Origin of the sequence: Leptospira ellinghausenii (genome assembly GCF_003114815.1) — a bacterium.
In the GTDB taxonomy this organism is placed as follows: Bacteria; Spirochaetota; Leptospiria; order Leptospirales; family Leptospiraceae; genus Leptospira_A; species Leptospira_A ellinghausenii.
The window spans coordinates 199,122-216,400 of record NZ_BFAZ01000006.1 but is presented as its reverse complement, the minus strand read 5'-3'; the positions used below and the strand labels follow the sequence as shown (position 1 = coordinate 216,400).

16 protein-coding genes are annotated in these 17,279 nt (G+C 37.2%); 5 read left to right on the top strand and 11 right to left on the bottom strand.

The features are described from left to right. Window position 1 precedes the first annotated feature (1 nt). On the top strand, window positions 2-769 hold the full coding sequence (gene hisF / locus DI076_RS06370) for an imidazole glycerol phosphate synthase subunit HisF (RefSeq protein ID WP_108959120.1): 768 nt from the start codon (window positions 2-4) through the stop codon (window positions 767-769). Continuing rightward, the gene (locus DI076_RS06365) at window positions 766-2,502 is read left to right on the top strand and encodes a sodium:solute symporter family protein (RefSeq protein WP_108959119.1); all 1,737 of its coding nucleotides are present in this window, start codon (window positions 766-768) and stop codon (window positions 2,500-2,502) included. The genes hisF and DI076_RS06365 overlap by 4 nt, the downstream gene beginning before the upstream one ends. Window positions 2,503-2,510: 8 nt before the next feature. Here the strand turns inward: DI076_RS06365 and DI076_RS06360 are convergent, their stop codons facing one another. Genes DI076_RS06360 through folD form a run of 5 tightly spaced genes read right to left on the bottom strand, consistent with a single transcriptional unit; the run spans window position 2,511 to window position 7,631 of the window. Further along, entirely contained in the window at window positions 2,511-3,608 is a 1,098-nt protein-coding gene (locus DI076_RS06360; protein WP_108959118.1) for an esterase/lipase family protein, read from the bottom strand. Further along, window positions 3,595-4,368, bottom strand: coding sequence for a 23S rRNA (guanosine(2251)-2'-O)-methyltransferase RlmB (gene rlmB / locus DI076_RS06355; RefSeq protein WP_108959117.1), 774 nt, complete (start codon window positions 4,366-4,368; stop codon window positions 3,595-3,597). The genes DI076_RS06360 and rlmB overlap by 14 nt, the downstream gene beginning before the upstream one ends. Further along, window positions 4,350-5,801: a cysteine--tRNA ligase gene (cysS, locus tag DI076_RS06350; protein ID WP_439957279.1), complete on the bottom strand. Its 1,452-nt coding sequence runs from the start codon at window positions 5,799-5,801 to the stop codon at window positions 4,350-4,352. Before cysS ends, rlmB begins: the two co-directional genes overlap by 19 nt. A gap of 2 nt (window positions 5,802-5,803) precedes the next feature. Then, window positions 5,804-6,772 (bottom strand): acetylxylan esterase, encoded by a 969-nt coding sequence (locus DI076_RS06345; protein WP_108959115.1) that lies wholly within the window; start codon window positions 6,770-6,772, stop codon window positions 5,804-5,806. Continuing rightward, entirely contained in the window at window positions 6,756-7,631 is an 876-nt protein-coding gene (folD, locus tag DI076_RS06340; RefSeq protein ID WP_108959114.1) for a bifunctional methylenetetrahydrofolate dehydrogenase/methenyltetrahydrofolate cyclohydrolase FolD, read from the bottom strand. Before folD ends, DI076_RS06345 begins: the two co-directional genes overlap by 17 nt. Before the next feature lie 55 nt (window positions 7,632-7,686). Between folD and asnS the strand changes: the two genes are divergently transcribed. Both asnS and DI076_RS06330 read left to right on the top strand, forming a co-directional pair. Further along, a complete protein-coding gene (gene asnS, locus DI076_RS06335; protein WP_108959113.1) occupies window positions 7,687-8,991 on the top strand; it encodes an asparagine--tRNA ligase in 1,305 nt (434 codons plus the stop codon). A 59-nt stretch (window positions 8,992-9,050) separates the two neighbouring features. Beyond that, window positions 9,051-9,854: a hypothetical protein gene (locus DI076_RS06330; RefSeq protein WP_108959112.1), complete on the top strand. Its 804-nt coding sequence runs from the start codon at window positions 9,051-9,053 to the stop codon at window positions 9,852-9,854. Here DI076_RS06330 and DI076_RS06325 read toward each other — a convergent pair. The 6 genes from DI076_RS06325 to DI076_RS06300 all read right to left on the bottom strand — a co-directional run bounded on the left by DI076_RS06325 (window position 9,817) and on the right by DI076_RS06300 (window position 16,848). Beyond that, window positions 9,817-10,680, bottom strand: coding sequence for a TP0624 family protein (locus DI076_RS06325; RefSeq protein WP_108959111.1), 864 nt, complete (start codon window positions 10,678-10,680; stop codon window positions 9,817-9,819). The two genes, DI076_RS06330 and DI076_RS06325, sit on opposite strands and share 38 nt — an antisense overlap. Before the next feature lie 5 nt (window positions 10,681-10,685). Continuing rightward, entirely contained in the window at window positions 10,686-12,671 is a 1,986-nt protein-coding gene (locus tag DI076_RS06320) for an ATP-dependent DNA helicase (RefSeq protein ID WP_108959110.1), read from the bottom strand. Between the two features lie 116 nt (window positions 12,672-12,787). After that, window positions 12,788-14,374 (bottom strand): sodium:neurotransmitter symporter family protein, encoded by a 1,587-nt coding sequence (locus DI076_RS06315; RefSeq protein WP_108959109.1) that lies wholly within the window; start codon window positions 14,372-14,374, stop codon window positions 12,788-12,790. A 101-nt stretch (window positions 14,375-14,475) separates the two neighbouring features. Continuing rightward, entirely contained in the window at window positions 14,476-14,871 is a 396-nt protein-coding gene (locus DI076_RS06310) for a helix-turn-helix domain-containing protein (RefSeq protein ID WP_015678327.1), read from the bottom strand. 101 nt (window positions 14,872-14,972) lie between these two features. Next, on the bottom strand, window positions 14,973-16,490 hold the full coding sequence (locus DI076_RS06305) for an LIC12015 family putative lipoprotein (RefSeq protein WP_108959108.1): 1,518 nt from the start codon (window positions 16,488-16,490) through the stop codon (window positions 14,973-14,975). A gap of 34 nt (window positions 16,491-16,524) precedes the next feature. Then, window positions 16,525-16,848 carry a hypothetical protein gene (locus DI076_RS06300; protein ID WP_108959107.1) on the bottom strand — a complete coding sequence of 108 codons (324 nt, stop codon included), beginning with the start codon at window positions 16,846-16,848 and terminating at the stop codon, window positions 16,525-16,527. Window positions 16,849-16,922: 74 nt separating this feature from the next. On the opposite strand from DI076_RS06300, the gene DI076_RS06295 reads away from it, so the two are divergent. Beyond that, a complete protein-coding gene (locus DI076_RS06295) occupies window positions 16,923-17,279 on the top strand; it encodes an STAS domain-containing protein (RefSeq protein ID WP_015678196.1) in 357 nt (118 codons plus the stop codon).

Here is a 17,279-nt window from a genome sequence, read left to right as displayed (position 1 = left end):
AATGGATGAATTAACCAAAAGAGTGATTCCTTGTTTGGATATCAAAGGAGGAAGAGTTGTAAAAGGGGTCCAGTTTGTCAATTTGATTGATGCTGGTGATCCTGTTTCGTGTGCAATTGCATATGAAGAAAACAAAGCAGATGAATTGTGTTTTTTAGACATCACTGCTTCCTCTGACAAACGAGACATTCTTTTGCATTTAGTAGAAGAGGTTGCGAACAAATTATTTATCCCTTTCACTGTTGGTGGTGGAATTCGAACCATCGATGATGTCAAAGCAGTCCTTAATAAAGGAGCAGACAAAGTTTCGATCAATACAAGTGCTTTCCAAAACCCAAAGCTTTTAAAAGATGCAAGTGAGATATATGGATCACAATGTATCGTTTGTGCAATTGATGTTAAATTCCATCCAGAACGAAAACGATATGAAGTGTATCTCAATGGTGGTAGAGCAGAAACTGGTCGTGAAGCATTAGATTGGGGACGTGAAGCATATGAAATGGGTGCTGGGGAAATTTTACTCACATCCATGGACAAAGATGGAACAAAAGATGGATTTGATATTACTTTGATGAAAACATTCACGAGTAATCTTTCCATTCCGATTATTGCTTCTGGTGGTGCCGGTAATCCAGAACACATGGCAGAAGTCATTTTACGTGGTGGTGCTGATGCTGTACTTGCTGCTTCCATCTTTCATTTTGGCGAATTTTCCATCCAAGAAACAAAACAAACAATGAAAGAAATGGGCATCAAAGTAAGATTATGAATTCATTTCATATCTTAGATTATCTATTTTTTCTTTTTCCTTTTTTCATTATTTTTTTCATTCTATATCGTTTCCGAGCGAAAAACAATTCTACGAAAGAATATTTCCAAGCCGAAGGAAGTTTAAACTGGTTTGTTGCGGGAACTGCCATGGTAGCAACAACATTTGCTGCTGATACACCACTTGCTGTAACAGAGATTATTCGAACACAAGGTATCTCTGGAAATTGGATTTGGTGGTACATGGCTGTTGGTGGTTTTGTTACTGTATTTTTCTTTTCCAAACTTTGGAAACGGTCTGGTGCAAGCACCGACTTAGAACTCATTCAAATTCGTTATAGTGGTAAGGAAGCAGAATTTTTAAGAGGATTTAAAGCATTTGTCATTGGGTTACTTTTAAATTTAGTGATCCTTGGTTGGGTAAACCTAGCCATGTTAAAAATCATTCCTGTTTTTTTTCCAAGTATCAATTCGTCACTTGTATTAGTATTTTTATTGTTATTCGGTGTGATTTATACTGCTATCGCTGGATTACGTGGAATTTCTTATATTGATGTATTTCAATTTTTTTTAGCGTGGATTGGTTGTATCCTTTTTGCCTATTTTGCACTCCAACTTCCTACAATAGGTGGTTTGGAAAATTTAAAATCACTATTACCCAAGGACAAAATCCTATTTTTCCCCAATGGGGATCATGGATCCCTTCCTTGGGATCATTTTCTAATCCTTCTAACAGTTCTTTGGTGGTCAAGTTGGTATCCAGGATCAGAACCGGGAGGCGGGGGGTACATCGCGCAAAGAATCCTTGCTACCAAAAATGAATCAGCAGCCCTAAAGGGTAGTTTATGGTTTGTGATTGCTCATTATTTTGTAAGACCGTGGCCTTGGATTTTAGTAGCACTTGTATCCATCGTTTTATACCCAAATTTATCAGAGATAGAAAGTGGAAAAGGATTTCTCATGGTATTACAAGAAGGAATGCCAAATGGAATGAAAGGGTTAATGCTCAGTGCCTTTTTGGCTGCCTATTTATCCACTTTAGCAACTCATTTGAATTGGGGTGCATCTTATCTGGTCAATGATTTATGGAAACCATTCACGAATGGAAAAAAATCAGATTCTTATTTTGTTAAAGTTTCCTATCTCATTCAACTCCTTACAGCAATCTTTTCATTTTTCCTAGCAGTGTATGGAATGGATACCATCAAAGGTGCTTGGGTATTTTTACTAGAAGCTTCTTCAGGTATTGGATTTGTATTAATTGTTAGATGGTATTTTTGGAGGGTTTCAGCTTGGACTGAAATTTTAGCACTTATACTTTCCCCCATTTTCTATATTGTGTATTCCCATATACTACATTTTCCTTTTCCTTATTCCATTCTATACACTTCCATAAGTTCTGCGATCATCTTACTTCTTTCCACTTATGTATTACCCCATACAAAAAAGGAAATCTTATATTCTTTTTATGAAACGACAAAACCTCCTTACTTTTTTTGGAGGGGTTTTTTCAGTGAAAATCCAGAATACAAACAAAACTTTTATCCAAACCATATGATTGTATCTTTGATTGGAACATTATTCGGATTGAGTTTTGTATTCGGCGGACTTTATACGATTCAGTGCTTTTTTTGGAACGAAGGAGAAATCAAATTTGGAATCTTATTTTTTCTACTTGGTCTTCTTGGACTCATTTTCTCCGTTCAAAAAATACAGTCTAAATCCAAACCTTAAAAATTTCTTTATGGGTGATTACGAATCTCAGTGATCACTTGCGAAAATAAATTTCGGCTTTTTGTGTCATCTACATTGATTGTCTGGAAAGCCATCATGGAATGATCACAGTCCGTTACGTTGATTTGTTTGTTACTTAGGTTACCAATCCTTGCGCTATTGACAGGGACGATACCGTCCGATTGAGTAAATCCAGCATTGGATAGTAGGGTACATCCTGTGTTATAGTAAAATGTTTCGCCAACACTACAGCTACTTAAGACCCCTGCAAAACTAATAAACTTACTATTAAAACCTGACTTAAGATAAGAATCATTCAAAGCATCTAACACAAGATTTGTGGCTCCATTCAATGCTGGTTGTAAATTGCCTTGATTTGTATAAGCAAGTTCCTGCCCACCTTGAGTGTTGACTAAATAATTCCCTAGTTCATTTACAAAGGGATTCGAACCCAAGAAATTATTAGTCGCAAATGGTGATCCGTATTGCGGACTGGCAAGTGTTACGACTAAACGTATAAAAGGTAAATCTCCTGTTTCCTTTGCAAGTGCAACTCGAGTGACAAGTCCACCCATGGAATGAGCTACAATATAAACGGAATCGGTATCAACAAAACTTGCACGTAAAGTGGCATAAAACTGTCTACCATTCACTAAAATACTGTTTGAAGTTCTATAGGTATATACGTACAAATCAAATTCTGATTTTGCAGAATCCCTTCCTTCTTGGTAATGAATGAGTCCATTAGAGAACGTATTCTTTATATTTTGAATTTTCTTTTCATCGTTTGTAATTGGATCAGAATCTCTTTCTGCTGGATTCCAACCATGAACAAAAATAATTTTTTTAGCATTGGCTTTAGGAAACCAGTCAACGGATACAAATTGAGAATTTGCTAAATTTCTGGAAGTTCCGGGAATAAAACCAAATAATTTTTGATTGGGATTAGGTAGAAGTCCAAGAAAAGCAAGTAACAATGCTTCTTCGTTTTTGTCTTTTTCGGAAACAAATTCTTTCCTATAAAAATCATATAAACAAGATTGAAATGTGATGATTGAGAAAATGAAAAATAAAAAAAATCCTATGATTCGCTTATTGCGAAACATGATGTAGCCTATCCAAAGTAATTCCACAAGCAACTACCACGTTGAGCGAAGTAACCGCACCATATAAAGGAATCCTAGCTACATAATCTGCATCTTCAAGTAAAATTCTTTTGACACCTTCTCCTTCATTCCCCATGATTACAGCCATTTGGGAAACATCAGGTAAATTTTCCCAGATCTCTTCTTCCCCTTCTTCATCAGTGGCAAGGATCCAATACTCATTTTTTTTAAGAAATTCTATTCCGTGTTTTAAATTCGCGACTCTATAAATCTGAATATGGTGAATTGCACCTGCAGATACTTTTTCAACAACAGGAGTAATAGGGGACGTGTCCCTATCAGACATTAACACATGTTTTACTCCCATACATTCAGCTGTACGTAAGAGGTTACCCAAATTGCCTGGGTCCTGTATACGATCCAAAATTAAAATTGGCCCTTCGTTTGGTTGAATGTTTTGTTTAAATTGTTCAAAACCAAGTGATGTAAACGATTTTTGTTTTGTACGAATGATCACATACCCTTGGTGATTTTTATCTTGGGCTATTCGATCTAATTCCCTGCTAGAGACAGTTGTGAACTTTACAGAATTGGGTAAATAAGACTTAATCCTATGTTTTTCTTCATTTCCAATTCCATCTTTGACAATGACTTCTCGAATGGTTTTAATGCCTCGTTCCGGAGCCATTTGTTCCAGTGATTCTAAAAATTCAAAAAAATTCCGTTTCCCAAAAAGTATTTCTACGGGGCTTTTTTCCATGTTGTGATTCCTTCTTTTGTGTCAGCGAGAAGGATGCCTTTGTTTTCCAACTCTTTTCGTATATTGTCTGCAGTAACAAAATCTTTATTCTGTTTAGCTAATTTTCGATTTGATATTTGTTCCAAAATCCATTCTTCGGAAATTCCATCCAAATTTGCCTTTGGTTTTTCAAATGAAAATACCGCAAATAGTTCGTTCATTTTAAAAAACAAACGAAGTGCCTCTTCATAAAAAAGATTTACATTTTCTATTTTAGTCTGGTCTAGTGTTTGGTTTACGATTCGCACAAGTTCATGAAGAATCGCAAGTGCCTTGGGAACATTGAGATCATCTGCTAATGCATTTAAAAAATTATCATTGAGTTTGGTTAGTTCTGGTAGGGAAAAAACTAAATTTTCTCCATCATCTGGAATCAAATTCCATAATGAGCCAGTATCCAATAATCGAAAGATTGTGTTTTGAATTCTGTCTAAAGATACTTTCGATTCTTCCAATTTGGTCAAAGAAAAATTCAACTTACTTCTATAATGAGCTGATATTAAATGAAAACGAATTATTTTTGGCTCATAACCTTTTTCTAGAATATCTCGTAAGGTATAAAAATTTCCCTTACTCTTTGACATCTTTTCACCATCAACTAATAAATGTTCGCAGTGAAGCCAAGTTCCTACAAATTCCTCATTTGGATATGCACCTGTTGTTTGTGCGAATTCATTTTCATGGTGAGGGAAAAGTAAATCAATACCACCGGTATGAATGTCAATCCCCGAACCATAAATTTTGCGAATCATGGCAGAACATTCTAGATGCCAACCTGGTCTGCCCGTACCTAAACGAGTATGCCAACATTTTTCATCTTTCGTTTTCTGGTTTTTCCACAATACAAAATCTCTCACATCGTCTTTCTCGTATTCATCAGCATCGTAACGAACACCTGACTTCATTCCAGAAACATCAATTTTAGATAATTCACCATAACGATTGAATTTCTGTATGGAAAAATATACATTTCCCTCACGTTCGTAGACTAACCCATTCGATTGTAAAGTTTCGACAAGGGACACCATATCCTCAATGGATTCTGTCGCTTTGGGATAGTGTTCCAAGGTTTGAACGTGTAATGTTGATAGATCTTTAAAAAACGCTTCAGTCCAAGGTTTAGTAAACTCTTCCACACTAATGTTACGTTTTATAGATTCATTAATGATTTTATCATCAATGTCAGTGATATTCATTGACTGGTTTAATTTATAGCCACCTAACAGAAGGGAACGGCGCAAAATATCTACGAATAAAAAAGATCTTATATTCCCTATATGAGCAAAATTATAAACAGTTGGTCCACATGAATAGATAGAAACTAAATTAGGATTCTTGGGTGCAAAAGGTTCTTTTTTACCTGATTTTGTGTTTAAAAAGACAAAGGGAATCAAACTCATAGGGCAAAAATTTCTTTAACGAATTCTAAATTCGCTTGTGGTTGTTTTTCTTTTCCAGCTTCGTTTCCTTCTGTTGGATATAACTGCATTCTTTTATCACAATTCATATGATTGAATAGTGCAAATGTTGATTTTGGATGAGAGATTTGGTCTTCCATTCCACAAGAAAATAGGGCAGGAATTTTTATCTTTTTAGCAAAATTCATCGCATCAAAATATGATAATTCTTTTTTGTAATCTATTTTTTTAGTGGCTCGTTTCTCAAAAAATGGAGTGAGTTCACGAACCCAAGGGTTTCCTTTTAAGGACATTTGATCCTTATCAATATAACAAAAAGAAGGTGTTTCTAAAATAAGTCCTTTTATTCGATCAGAATATGCTGCACCAAATACTGCCAAGGCGGAACCTAAAGATTTTCCATGGAGAATGATTTGATCACCATCGATTCCATCAGAAAGCCTTAGAAATTCAATGGTACGTATCACATCTAAATAGAGTTTTCTCATATAAAACTCTTCTTTTTGGTCAAGGCCATGGGCAAAATAATTGGGAGTCCATCCAACTGGTGATTTACCAGTTGCCGGATCTATTGGTATTTGGATCATTTCTTCACCATGTCCACGTAATGTGATGTGAAGTTGGGCAACACCCAAATCAGAATATCCTTTTTGGATTTCCTCTGGTATCGCAAGGTAATCGTGAAAATACACAACAACAGGACGATCCCCACGTTTTCTTGGAATTGCTAGTTTTCCATGTAACACATGATTGTCGATACTTTGAAAACTGATATCATTCAAAGATTCCCAGATGAAAGAACCCTTTAAAACTGTTTTATAAGTAGCTTTGATCGGAACTTTTTTGAGTTCACCTATCCCTGACTTCCAAAAACTATCTAAATCACTTGGTGGATCTAGTTTTGGAATTGTTTGAAAACATTCGTCAAAACTAACGGTTTGTGGCATGAGAATCCAACTTAGGAGAAAATTGACCTAAAAAACTATACATAGTCTGTAAAAGAAGAACTGAAATGGTCATAGGGCCTACACCACCGGGAACAGGAGTGTAGTAGGAAGACTTATCTTTTGCTTTTGAAACTTCGATATCTCCCACATTACCTACGTTATACCCAGCATCCAAAATCACTGCACCATCTTTGATCCAATCTGCTTTGATAAATTCAGGTTTACCCACAGCACCTACAATGATGTCTGCTTGTTTGACCAGATCGGGTAAATTTTTCGTTTTGGAATGGCAAAGGGTGACAGTAGCGTTCAAATTAGTTAACATGATCGCCATAGGTTTCCCTAAAATTGGTGATCTTCCTACAACCACAGCATGTTTCCCAGTGACATCAATTCCATATTCTTGCAAAAGTAAAACCATACCGTACGGAGTGCACGGAAAGTAAGCCTCACTATTCATAGACAAATTTCCAAAGGAAACCGTTGTCACACCATCTACATCTTTTTCTAATGCAATTTCATCAAAAGCCTTACGTTCATCAATTTGATGCGGAACCGGGTGTTGTAACAAAATCCCGTTGATAGATGGATCAGAATTTAATTTACGAATTTCGACTAAGAGTTCTTCGGTGGTAGTCTCCTCTTTCAAACGAATGTATCGTGAATTCATTCCTACTTTTTCACAGGCTTTGACCTTCATATTGACATAGGTTTCCGATGCAGGGTTATTCCCAACAAGGATGGTGGCAAGTGTAGGAATTCCCTTACCTTCCGCTTTCGCTTTTGCTAATGTTTCTTGGATTCGATTTCGGATTTTTTCGGAAATCGCTTTACCGTCTAATAGGATGCTAGATTTCATTCTGTAAGTTCAAAATTTCAGAGAAAATTGAACTGGCAAACAGAAAAAACCATCCATGATTCCAAGTTTAGATCCAAATTCATCCCATCCTACCATGACAGACGAATCCCTACCATTACAAGGTTGGGTACAAGGCCTTCGAGGCAATAACCATGTACAGTTTTTACAGCTAAGGACCAACGGTAAAATCCTACAAGTGGTATGCGAAAAGGAATCCCTGGGGGAAGACCTCTTCAAACAAATCAAAAGTTTACCCCAAGAAACTTCGCTCATCGTTAATGGCAAATGGCAGGAAAATGAAAAAGCACCCGGTGGGCAGGAGCTCTCTCTTTCCTCTTTTACCATTGTAGGTGCATCTTCCGATTATCCCATCACTCCGAAAGAACATGGACCTGATTTCCTACACAACCATAGGCATTTGTGGTTACGATCCAAACGGCAACTTGCCATCCAAAGGGTAAGGTCTGAATTGTCATTTGCGATCCGAGAATTTTTCCGTAACGATGGCTATACGCTTATTGACACACCCATTTTAACAGGATCTATCGGTGAATCAGCGGGTACCTTATTTTCCACCGAATATTTCGATTTAGGCCAAGCGTATTTAGCACAAACAGGCCAATTGTATTTGGAAACCGCTGCGTTTGCTCACTCCAAGGTGTATTGTTTTGGTCCCACATTCCGAGCGGAAAAAAGTAAAACCAAACGCCACTTAACCGAATTTTGGATGTTGGAAGCAGAAACTGCCTTCCTTGGGCAGAATGAGAACCTGGCCTTACAAGAACGATTTGTAAAATCAGTTTTAAAAACGACAATTGAGCGCACAAAAGAAGATCTTAAGACCCTCGAACGAGACCCTTTGACACTCCTCCAAACCCTAGAGAAACCTTTTCCCCGAGTGGAATATGGAGATGCCATCCAAATCTTAAAAGATGCGGGAGAAAATATCGAATGGGGGGAAGACATCAATGCAGAAAGGGAACAAATCTTAACCACTCATTTTGGTACAGCGATTTTCATCCAAAATTTTCCAAGGGCCATCAAGGCTTTTTACATGAAACAAAATCCAAATGACCCACGGACCGTTCTCTCTGCAGACTTGATCGCACCAGACGGAATTGGTGAAATCATAGGAGGGTCAGAAAGGGAAGAGTCCTACGATAAAATTGTGGAACGTCTAAAAGAAGAGGGCCTACCACCAGAAGATTATTTCTGGTATTTGGACTTAAGGAAGTATGGATCGGTCCCCCACGCAGGTTTTGGAATGGGTCTAGAGCGAGTGATTGCTTGGGTCTGTGGATTACCTCATATCCGAGAGTGTATTCCTTTCCCTAGAATGATTTATCGATTAACACCATAATTTTTTTTAACGGAAAAAATGCCATAAGACCGATTCTTTAATAGAAAGAGAGGTACCTTATGGCACAACAAGCAACCCAAGTTTTAACTACAACAGTCGAAAAAGAAGCTTGGGATTTATATGAGGTAGGTTCCAACGAAGATGTTGTGGTGCTTGCAAAACGCCATCCTGACAATTTTTATGTGCAACACCTTAGTTATTTAGCACTTTACGAGCTCACTGGACGAGCAATGGTTCAGGCTCCCAAAGGTATTTCCAATTTAGCACCTCTCGTAGATGCCATTCAAAATTTTGAATTGGGAAAAAACGGGGAAGCTTGTAAAAACTTAAATCTATACTTCCAAACACAAAGCAATCCTCTTTGTTTTTCTATCATACAAACTGCGATTAAAATCTATTTTCGAGCTGAATCTTACGACGATGCAAAAAACATAATTGTTCGTTATAAAAAACAATGGAACGATCTTTCCTTTATCAAAGAAGAATTAATTTGTAGTTATTACTTAAAACGATATGATGAAGTGATCAGAGTGTTTCGTGATAACATGAAACTCTTAAATGATTCTGATATCCATAAACTGGTTGGAATGGCTTTACTCTTTTTGGACCGCCACAAGGAAGCCAATCTTATCTTTGAAAACATTCCAAACAAACTAAACCTTCCTAGTTTTGAAGAAAAAAGAAAGATGTATGATTCCGTTTATCGCAATATCACCGAATTAGAAAAAAAATCAGGTTCTTTGGGTCATAAAGATTTAGAGGATATGGGTTTTGCTTATTTGTTTAACGGTGAATATGGAAAAGCAGAAAAAATGTTTTTGTCTCTCACTGAGAAACTAAAATCAAAACTCTGCAACGTGTAATATTCCTTCGAGTTTCGGGGTGGCTCAGAAGTTTAGCCGCCTCGTCAGTGGGGATGATCAAATCAGTTTGGTTTTTCCCTGCGGTGGAAAGAGCCAGCACAAAATACGGATTTTTTCCCACCTTCATCTCATTCGCTTTTCCATTCTGATCTTCTCTATAAACGATATAGCCAGTTTCAATTGCGTACGCATCTTTTACATACAAGGGTGAATATACATCAAGCCCTCGATCAGTTTGGATTTTGGGAAATAACGCTCGTTTGACTGGCAAATGCCTTGCATCCACAACAAGCCCAGAAAATTCTACAGGGATCATCTCTTCGCTAAACTCAGGAACTTTTTCAGTTCCATATTCAATAGGTATGTGAGCGAGGATTCCATCTTTCCCTTTGATGGGGAGGCTTGCTTTTGCTTCCAAAACATTTTTGACAAATTGAAAATCATATTCTTCTTTTTCTGCCCCAATGTAAGAATTAAGACGTAACCTAGCTTGTTGGTTCACTTGGGTGTATTCAAAAATTGTATAGTCTGCATTGAACAAAAGAGATTCTAAACGTTGGCTCAGTCGCACTTTTAGTTTTTCTTTGGCTTTTTTACGCGCCATGGAATGTGCTTTGCCTTGACTCGTTGCTGTATTTTTGCCAGAAAATTCAGGATCATCCTCATCAAAAACAATTTTGGGAATGGTTTCTTTGACACTTGAAACGATGATCTGGTCAGTCCAATTGACAACTGAGGCATAAATATCTTTATCCACAATTGGTTTCGAAAGAAGTGTGACAGAGACAATTAGTAGAGAAATGAAAATTGTTACAATTCGTTTCATACAAATCACTTCGGCAATAAATGGAATTTTCTTTCCAATTCGTTAAATTCCGTTATGAGAGGAACTCCTTTCGGTAAACTTTGCAAGACGTTTTTTCCATAGGATTTTGTATGAATCCTTGGATCGAGGATACTCACCATCCCTGTATCGGATTGGGATCGGATAAGCCTTCCAAACCCTTGGCGGAGTAACAAACATGTTTTAGGAACTTGCATTTCCCAGAAGGGGCTTTTCCCTTTTTTTTCCATATCTTCCATTTTTGCCTGTAAAACTGGTTCTGTGGGTACTTGAAAAGGAAGTTTCGTGACAATTACATTCCTGAGTTTATCTCCTTTGATATCCACACCTTGCCAAAAACTAGACACTCCAAATAAAACACTATTCTGATTGGCAAGAAACTCACGTTTGGCGGCAATTGGACCCATTTCTGTTTGGGCAAAAATAGGATAGGGAACTAAATTCCGAATTTCTTCGTAAAGTTCAGAAAGGAGTTTATTGGAAGTAAATAAAACAAACGCATCTCCTTCGGAAAGTTTTAACAATCGAGTGATCCAATATGATAAATCTATTTTATTTCGTTTGGGATCTGAAACTGGATCTGCAATTTGTTTGGGAACAAATAAAAGGGAATGTGTATTATATTGAAACGGGGAACTTAGCGTTTTTGTTTTCACATCACTAGTTCCCACTTCTTTCAAAAAATACTGAAAATTACCTGCAGTTGGAGAAAGAGTTGCCGAGGTTAACACAACGGAATCCATATTAGGGAACAATGTATTAGCTAGTATCTCATCTGTGTTCTTCGGTTGGGAAAACAAATAATAAAATGGATCTTTTGTCACTTGCGAAGGAGGTTCGATCCAAAACACTAAATTTGGATTTGTTTTCAAACGGAAATCAGTGAGAAAGGAAGAGGCTTTTTTTAAGTTTCCTGAAACCATCTCAAGGCCCAGTGCAATTTCCTTTTCTTCTATATCATCACTATCTTTTTTGTATTTTGATAACAAGGATTCTAAACTTGACGAAAGATCTGCCAATGTATCTTCCAATGCACCATTATCAAGTTTGATTCGCTCCGTATGGCGAGTGGCAAATTGATTAAACTGTAATGGAATGGCAGACAGTAACATGCGAAAAAAATCATTCGCATAACCGATACTTGCTTCAATTTGTTTTATGATTTTTTCATTCGATTTGAGTTTTAAAACAAGACCTGTTCTTTTTTCTGGGAAATATAAATAATGGAGAAGGTTTAGAATCAGTTCATATCGAATTTCTGAACCAAAAGCTTTGCCAACAATTTCAGGAAACACATGAGCTTCATCAATCACCAATTGAGAAAATGGTGGTAATAGCTTAAAATCTCCGGCCAAGTGACTTGCGAGTAAATGGTGGTTTACAATTAAGATATTTGCTTTTTTCCATTTTTCCTTTTCTAAAAAATAATAGGAGGAACTAAAATTGGGACAATTTCTCCCCAAACAATTGTCAGACTCTCTTGCTACCGATGACCAGAAGGAATTCGACAAAAACCCATCATATTCAGCACGAATGCCACTTTCCGTTTGTTTTTCCCAATTGACGAAGTAAGAAATTGACGATTCCATTTCTGGTCCAAAATCCCCACGTTCCATCACTCGATTGTATTTACGTTTGCATAAATAATTATTGGCACCTAGAGCAACCATTGCATTGATCGGAACACCAAGTGCTTCTGAAACAAGAGGAATGTCTTTGTACAATAATTGGTCCTGTAAGGATTTTGTTTCTGTTGATACAACAACTGTACATTCATTTTCCAAGGAAAACAAGGCACTGGGGATGAGATACGCCAAAGATTTTCCTACACCCGTACCTGCTTCGATCACCCAATTGGATCCTTGGTTAAAGGCAGACTCAATGGCTTCGGACATTTCCATCTGTTCTTTACGAACTTCGTAATCCTTCCAAAGTTTTGGGAGTTGTTTGGTAAAAACTGAATTTACGTCCAAACTTTAATGCCTATTACGAAACAAAAGCACGATACAAAGAACCGTTAGACTGGTAACAGAAAGTAAAGAGACTGCCATGATCATCATCCCTTGCCAATTGAGCTCAACTGCAGTGTTCATTTTGTAGCCTTCTCATGTCTAGAATCGAGAGCTCTTGAAACTAATAAATAAATAAAACCATAAATGAGTATCAGACCAATTACCACTGACCTTGCGACGATAGCTTTGGTTTTTGCATCGTCTATATTCTGATCTTTGTTTTCGGCAAGGAGACCCATGACCTCAGGATTCATCTTATCCAAATATTCAGGTAAGTTCATATAACAAAAGGATACAAAGATAAAAAGTAAAAACCATGGTGTGATGTACTTTAGAACAAATTTTATGAGTTTGGGAAAAGGAATGAGACTTCCTTCATTAGCATCAGCCTCTCCTCTATCCACACCAATCTTAAAAACAAAGATGAAGATTTGAATGGATGCCAAAATATAAATCATGATGGTTCCAATATAAAAATCAGCTATATCTAAAGCGGCAAAATCTTTATTAAAGTATATGATTGGCAAACACAATACAAAAGTAAAAAGGAAGAGCAGTAGGGAAGACTTGCGCCTTCCAATTCGGTATCCTTCTTCTAAAAATAAGATACCAGGTTGTAACATGGTAACCGAAGAAGTAATGGCAGCAAGGAAAAGGACTAAAAACCAAAGTCCTCCAAAAAAATTCCCACCTGGCATCATTCCAAATACGGAAGGTAATGCTATAAATCCCATTCCAAAAGTTCCAAAAGATGTTGCCTGGATGCCTAAAAATAAAAATGCCACAGGAATTGTAATCATTCCACCAAACACAACCTCTGCGAATTCATTGAGCGATGCAGAAGACAAACTGGATAAGACAACATCGTCTTTTTTCTTGAGAAAACTGGAGAATACAAGAGCAATCCCAAATCCTGTTGATAAGGAAAAGAAAATTTGCCCAGCGGCACTGATCCAAACTTTTGGTTCAGTGAGTTTAGACCAATCAGGATTCCACATAACCGCAAGTCCCTGTTCAATTCCAGGGATTGTGAGAACTCTGACAAGGATGATTGTGGCACAAATTCCCATGAGTGGCATTGCAATTTTTGCAAATGCCTCTAAGCCTTTCGAAAGACCACGGTAAACGAGTAAAAAATTAAATAATACACAGATCAAAAAGAAAATGAGGATTGGTGATTGGAAACTGGAACCGTTTTCGCCAGCTCCAGTCAGACTCATAAAAAAAGAAGAGGCTTCTTTTGTCATACCATCCCTTGTGGTTGCAGATAATGACATTTGGCCTGTTAAGAAATAATAAGCGTATGCTAAACACCAAGATTCGATGAACACATAATACACATAAATCATGACGGGAATCATGACTCCAATGGTTCCAGAAAGTTTAAGGGGAAATCCTTTTAGGTATTCGCGAAAGATGAAAGGAGTGCTATGACCATGTTTCCCACCCATTCTTCCCATCGTCCATTCTGCCAAACAAACAGGGATGCCCAGTATCAAAAAACTGATGATGTAAGGGACCATAAAGGCCCCACCACCGTTTTGTGCTGCTTGGCCTGGGAATCGTAAAAAATTTCCAAGCCCTATGGCTCCACTGGCAACTGCTAAAATTAAACCGACTCGACTGGCCCAACCATCTTGGTGTTCCGCTTGTCTCTCTTTCATCAGGGACTATTGAATGGTTTTGGAATTATGTGACAAAATCTTTTTGTTTTGGTGGGAGAAAAAGCAAGGCTTTTGGAAGCCTTGCTTTGGTGATTTTCAATTTAGCCTAAAAAAAGCTCGTTTTTTTCCATTTTGAGAACTTTAGATACCAGGTTCTTAAAATCTTCTGGTGGTTCTAAAAGTCCAAGTTCCACTTTTGACAGAAACGGAGTCGAAACTTTTAATTTCTTTGCGAAATCATATTGTTTGATTCCTAACTCACGTCGAACTGCCCAAAGTTTGTTTTTCAATCCATTGGAAAACTCAGGGTAGATGTCTTCCACAGCGCTTTCGTTAAAGAGTTTATCAACGGACGTCTTGAGATACTTGGCACAAGATGACTTAAACTTTTCAGTCGGATCTTGGGCACCAGTCTCAATTTTGGAAAGATAACTCGGAGATACCCCCAAAGCCCTTGCCATATCGTACTGTTTGATACCTCTCTTCTTTCGAAGCATGTAAATGTGATTGTTCATTTATCCCCCCTAACAGTCAAAATATGTCAAATATGGCAAAATTCAATAAAAAAATTTTGCCATATTCCAAATCTTGGTGGGATCTATAGTGTAACTTCTTTTAGACGATCACTTGCGATCACTAAGTTATAAGTAGTTTTTAGGCCTGAAACTTTTTGTTCAATAAATGAATTTCGTTGTGAACCTTCCATTTCTGATTTAATTCGTTCTCTTACAGCTGTATATGGCTTTGGAATTCGATTTTGTGGATTTTTAGGATCTTGGTCAGAATAAGCATATAATTTTCCTGCTTCATACGCATCACGCATTTGAGCTTCTGTTACCGTTACTGGGATGGCTTTGATCTCATCTTGTAGCGATTTTAATGCCAAACTTACTTTCATTTTATCCAATTGCATGAGATAACCAATTTCACTATCTACTTTTTGAACTCGTTTGGAAGTTTCAGCAATTTTGCCTTGGAGGATAGTGGATTGGAAAAGGTTCAGCATATCCCAAGTTTTTGCTTTATCCGTTTTGTATTCTTGTTTGAGTTGGGATGGGATTGCATCAAAATCAGCAGTTAAATCTTTCCAAGTATAACTTTTACCATCTTTGTTAGAATATAAGCTATATTCTGGAGTGAATACTTTTGGATCCACATCATCTGGACCAGTAAAACGAGGAAGGTTTGCGACAGTGATTCCACTTTCTTCTGTGATTTTTTTAAGTTCTTTTTGGTACAAACCTTGCTCATACTCTTTCATTGTATGGGATGCAAACTGGTTCGCTTTATCAGCAGATTCACCTTCTGTAAAGTATGCAATACTTGCTTTAGTTTCTGCGTCTTCATGGGTTTTGCCATATTCGATTGCTTCTTCTTTGAAAGCATCAAATACTGATGTAAAATACTTACGAAGTCTTTCTGGGTGTACTTTTTCCGTTCCAAGAGAACGTACTACATAAGCAATTCTTCCTTCACCTTGTTTTGCGTAGGCGATGAATTTACCTTGTTTCACAATTTTAACTTCACTTAAAATGTCTTCTAACGGAGTCTCTGCACAATTGGTACAGAAAGGTTCTAATTTTCCGCCGATTGGTTTCCTAGTCATATCATCCGTTGACTTTGCAATTTCTATGGCAACTTCTTTGTCTGACATAGTGTTCAAACGATTAGCTAGATCTTGGGCTTTTTTCAAGTTCTCTGCCTCATCTTCGCCACGGACTAAAGCAAGTTGTAAGTTGATAAATTCTAATGGTTTTGATTTTAATCCATTTTTTACATACTCACGCATATATACATTGAGTTTTAAGAAATCTTTTACTAACGTTTCAATTTTAGTTACATCTGCTTCAGAAACTTTATTTGCTTTGATAGCATCTTTTAGTAAAATTTTTTCCAAGGCGATACTTTCTAATATTTTGGCTTGGATGTCAGCACTAATGGGTTGTGGTTCCGTGTTTCCACGTTTTGAAGCTTCAATTACAAAATTCATCTCTCTTCGAGTTACAGTCCCACCATCGAACGTAGCTAGGATCTCAGAATCCTTTGCACAATTGATCAGGGGCAGGAGAATTAAACCGAGTACCATCACTCGATGTATTAGTTTGTTTCGAATCATTTGGGTTCCTTGTCTTTTACAGTCTTTAAATCAATTAATATTTGCGAACAGGTCGGTCTGGTTTTTTCGGTTCAGGGGGAAGGGGTGCACTGATTTCTTTTTTAGTGACTTCTGTACTGTGAGTGTCAGTTGTTTTTGCCTTTAAGGAATGGACCGATGTTCCTTTTTTCTCAATGTTTAAGCCTAAAATCTCTGCTTTTTGGTCCTCTAATTTCGACATTTCTGATAAAAATGTTTCTTTTAAGATAGGAGAATATTCTCTGTCAGTAGCAAGCCTGTCGGTGAGTTTTTTTAATTCCACAACATCACGGTCGAGTTCCTCCAGTTTTTTGTAGAGATGAGCAACAGTTACCTTCAAAACACACTTCCTTCCAAAACTTTTATTTACTTGCAATAGAGTGCAAGAATGAAATAAGAAAATTAGAAAAATTTATGAGTTTAGACGATTTAGTAGTGTCCACTGAAAAAATTGATACCGTTTACGTAACCAAATTACAAGGAAATCTAAACAACTTCACAGCGGAAAAGTGCATCAAATCGGTCACCAATTCTTTAAAACATGGGTCAGTGATTCTCGATTTAGAGGAACTAAACATGGTCACAACCCAAGGCATTGTTGCCTTCAAAACATTGAATGAAGAAGCATTTTTACAAAAACACAAAATCATTCTCATCAACCTTCCATTAAGTGTAAGACAAGCATTTCTGATGGCTGGTGTTCGCAATTTATTTCCCATCGCAAATAATGAAGAAGCTGCATTCAAAATGGCTTCCAGACCCAGTAGGTAA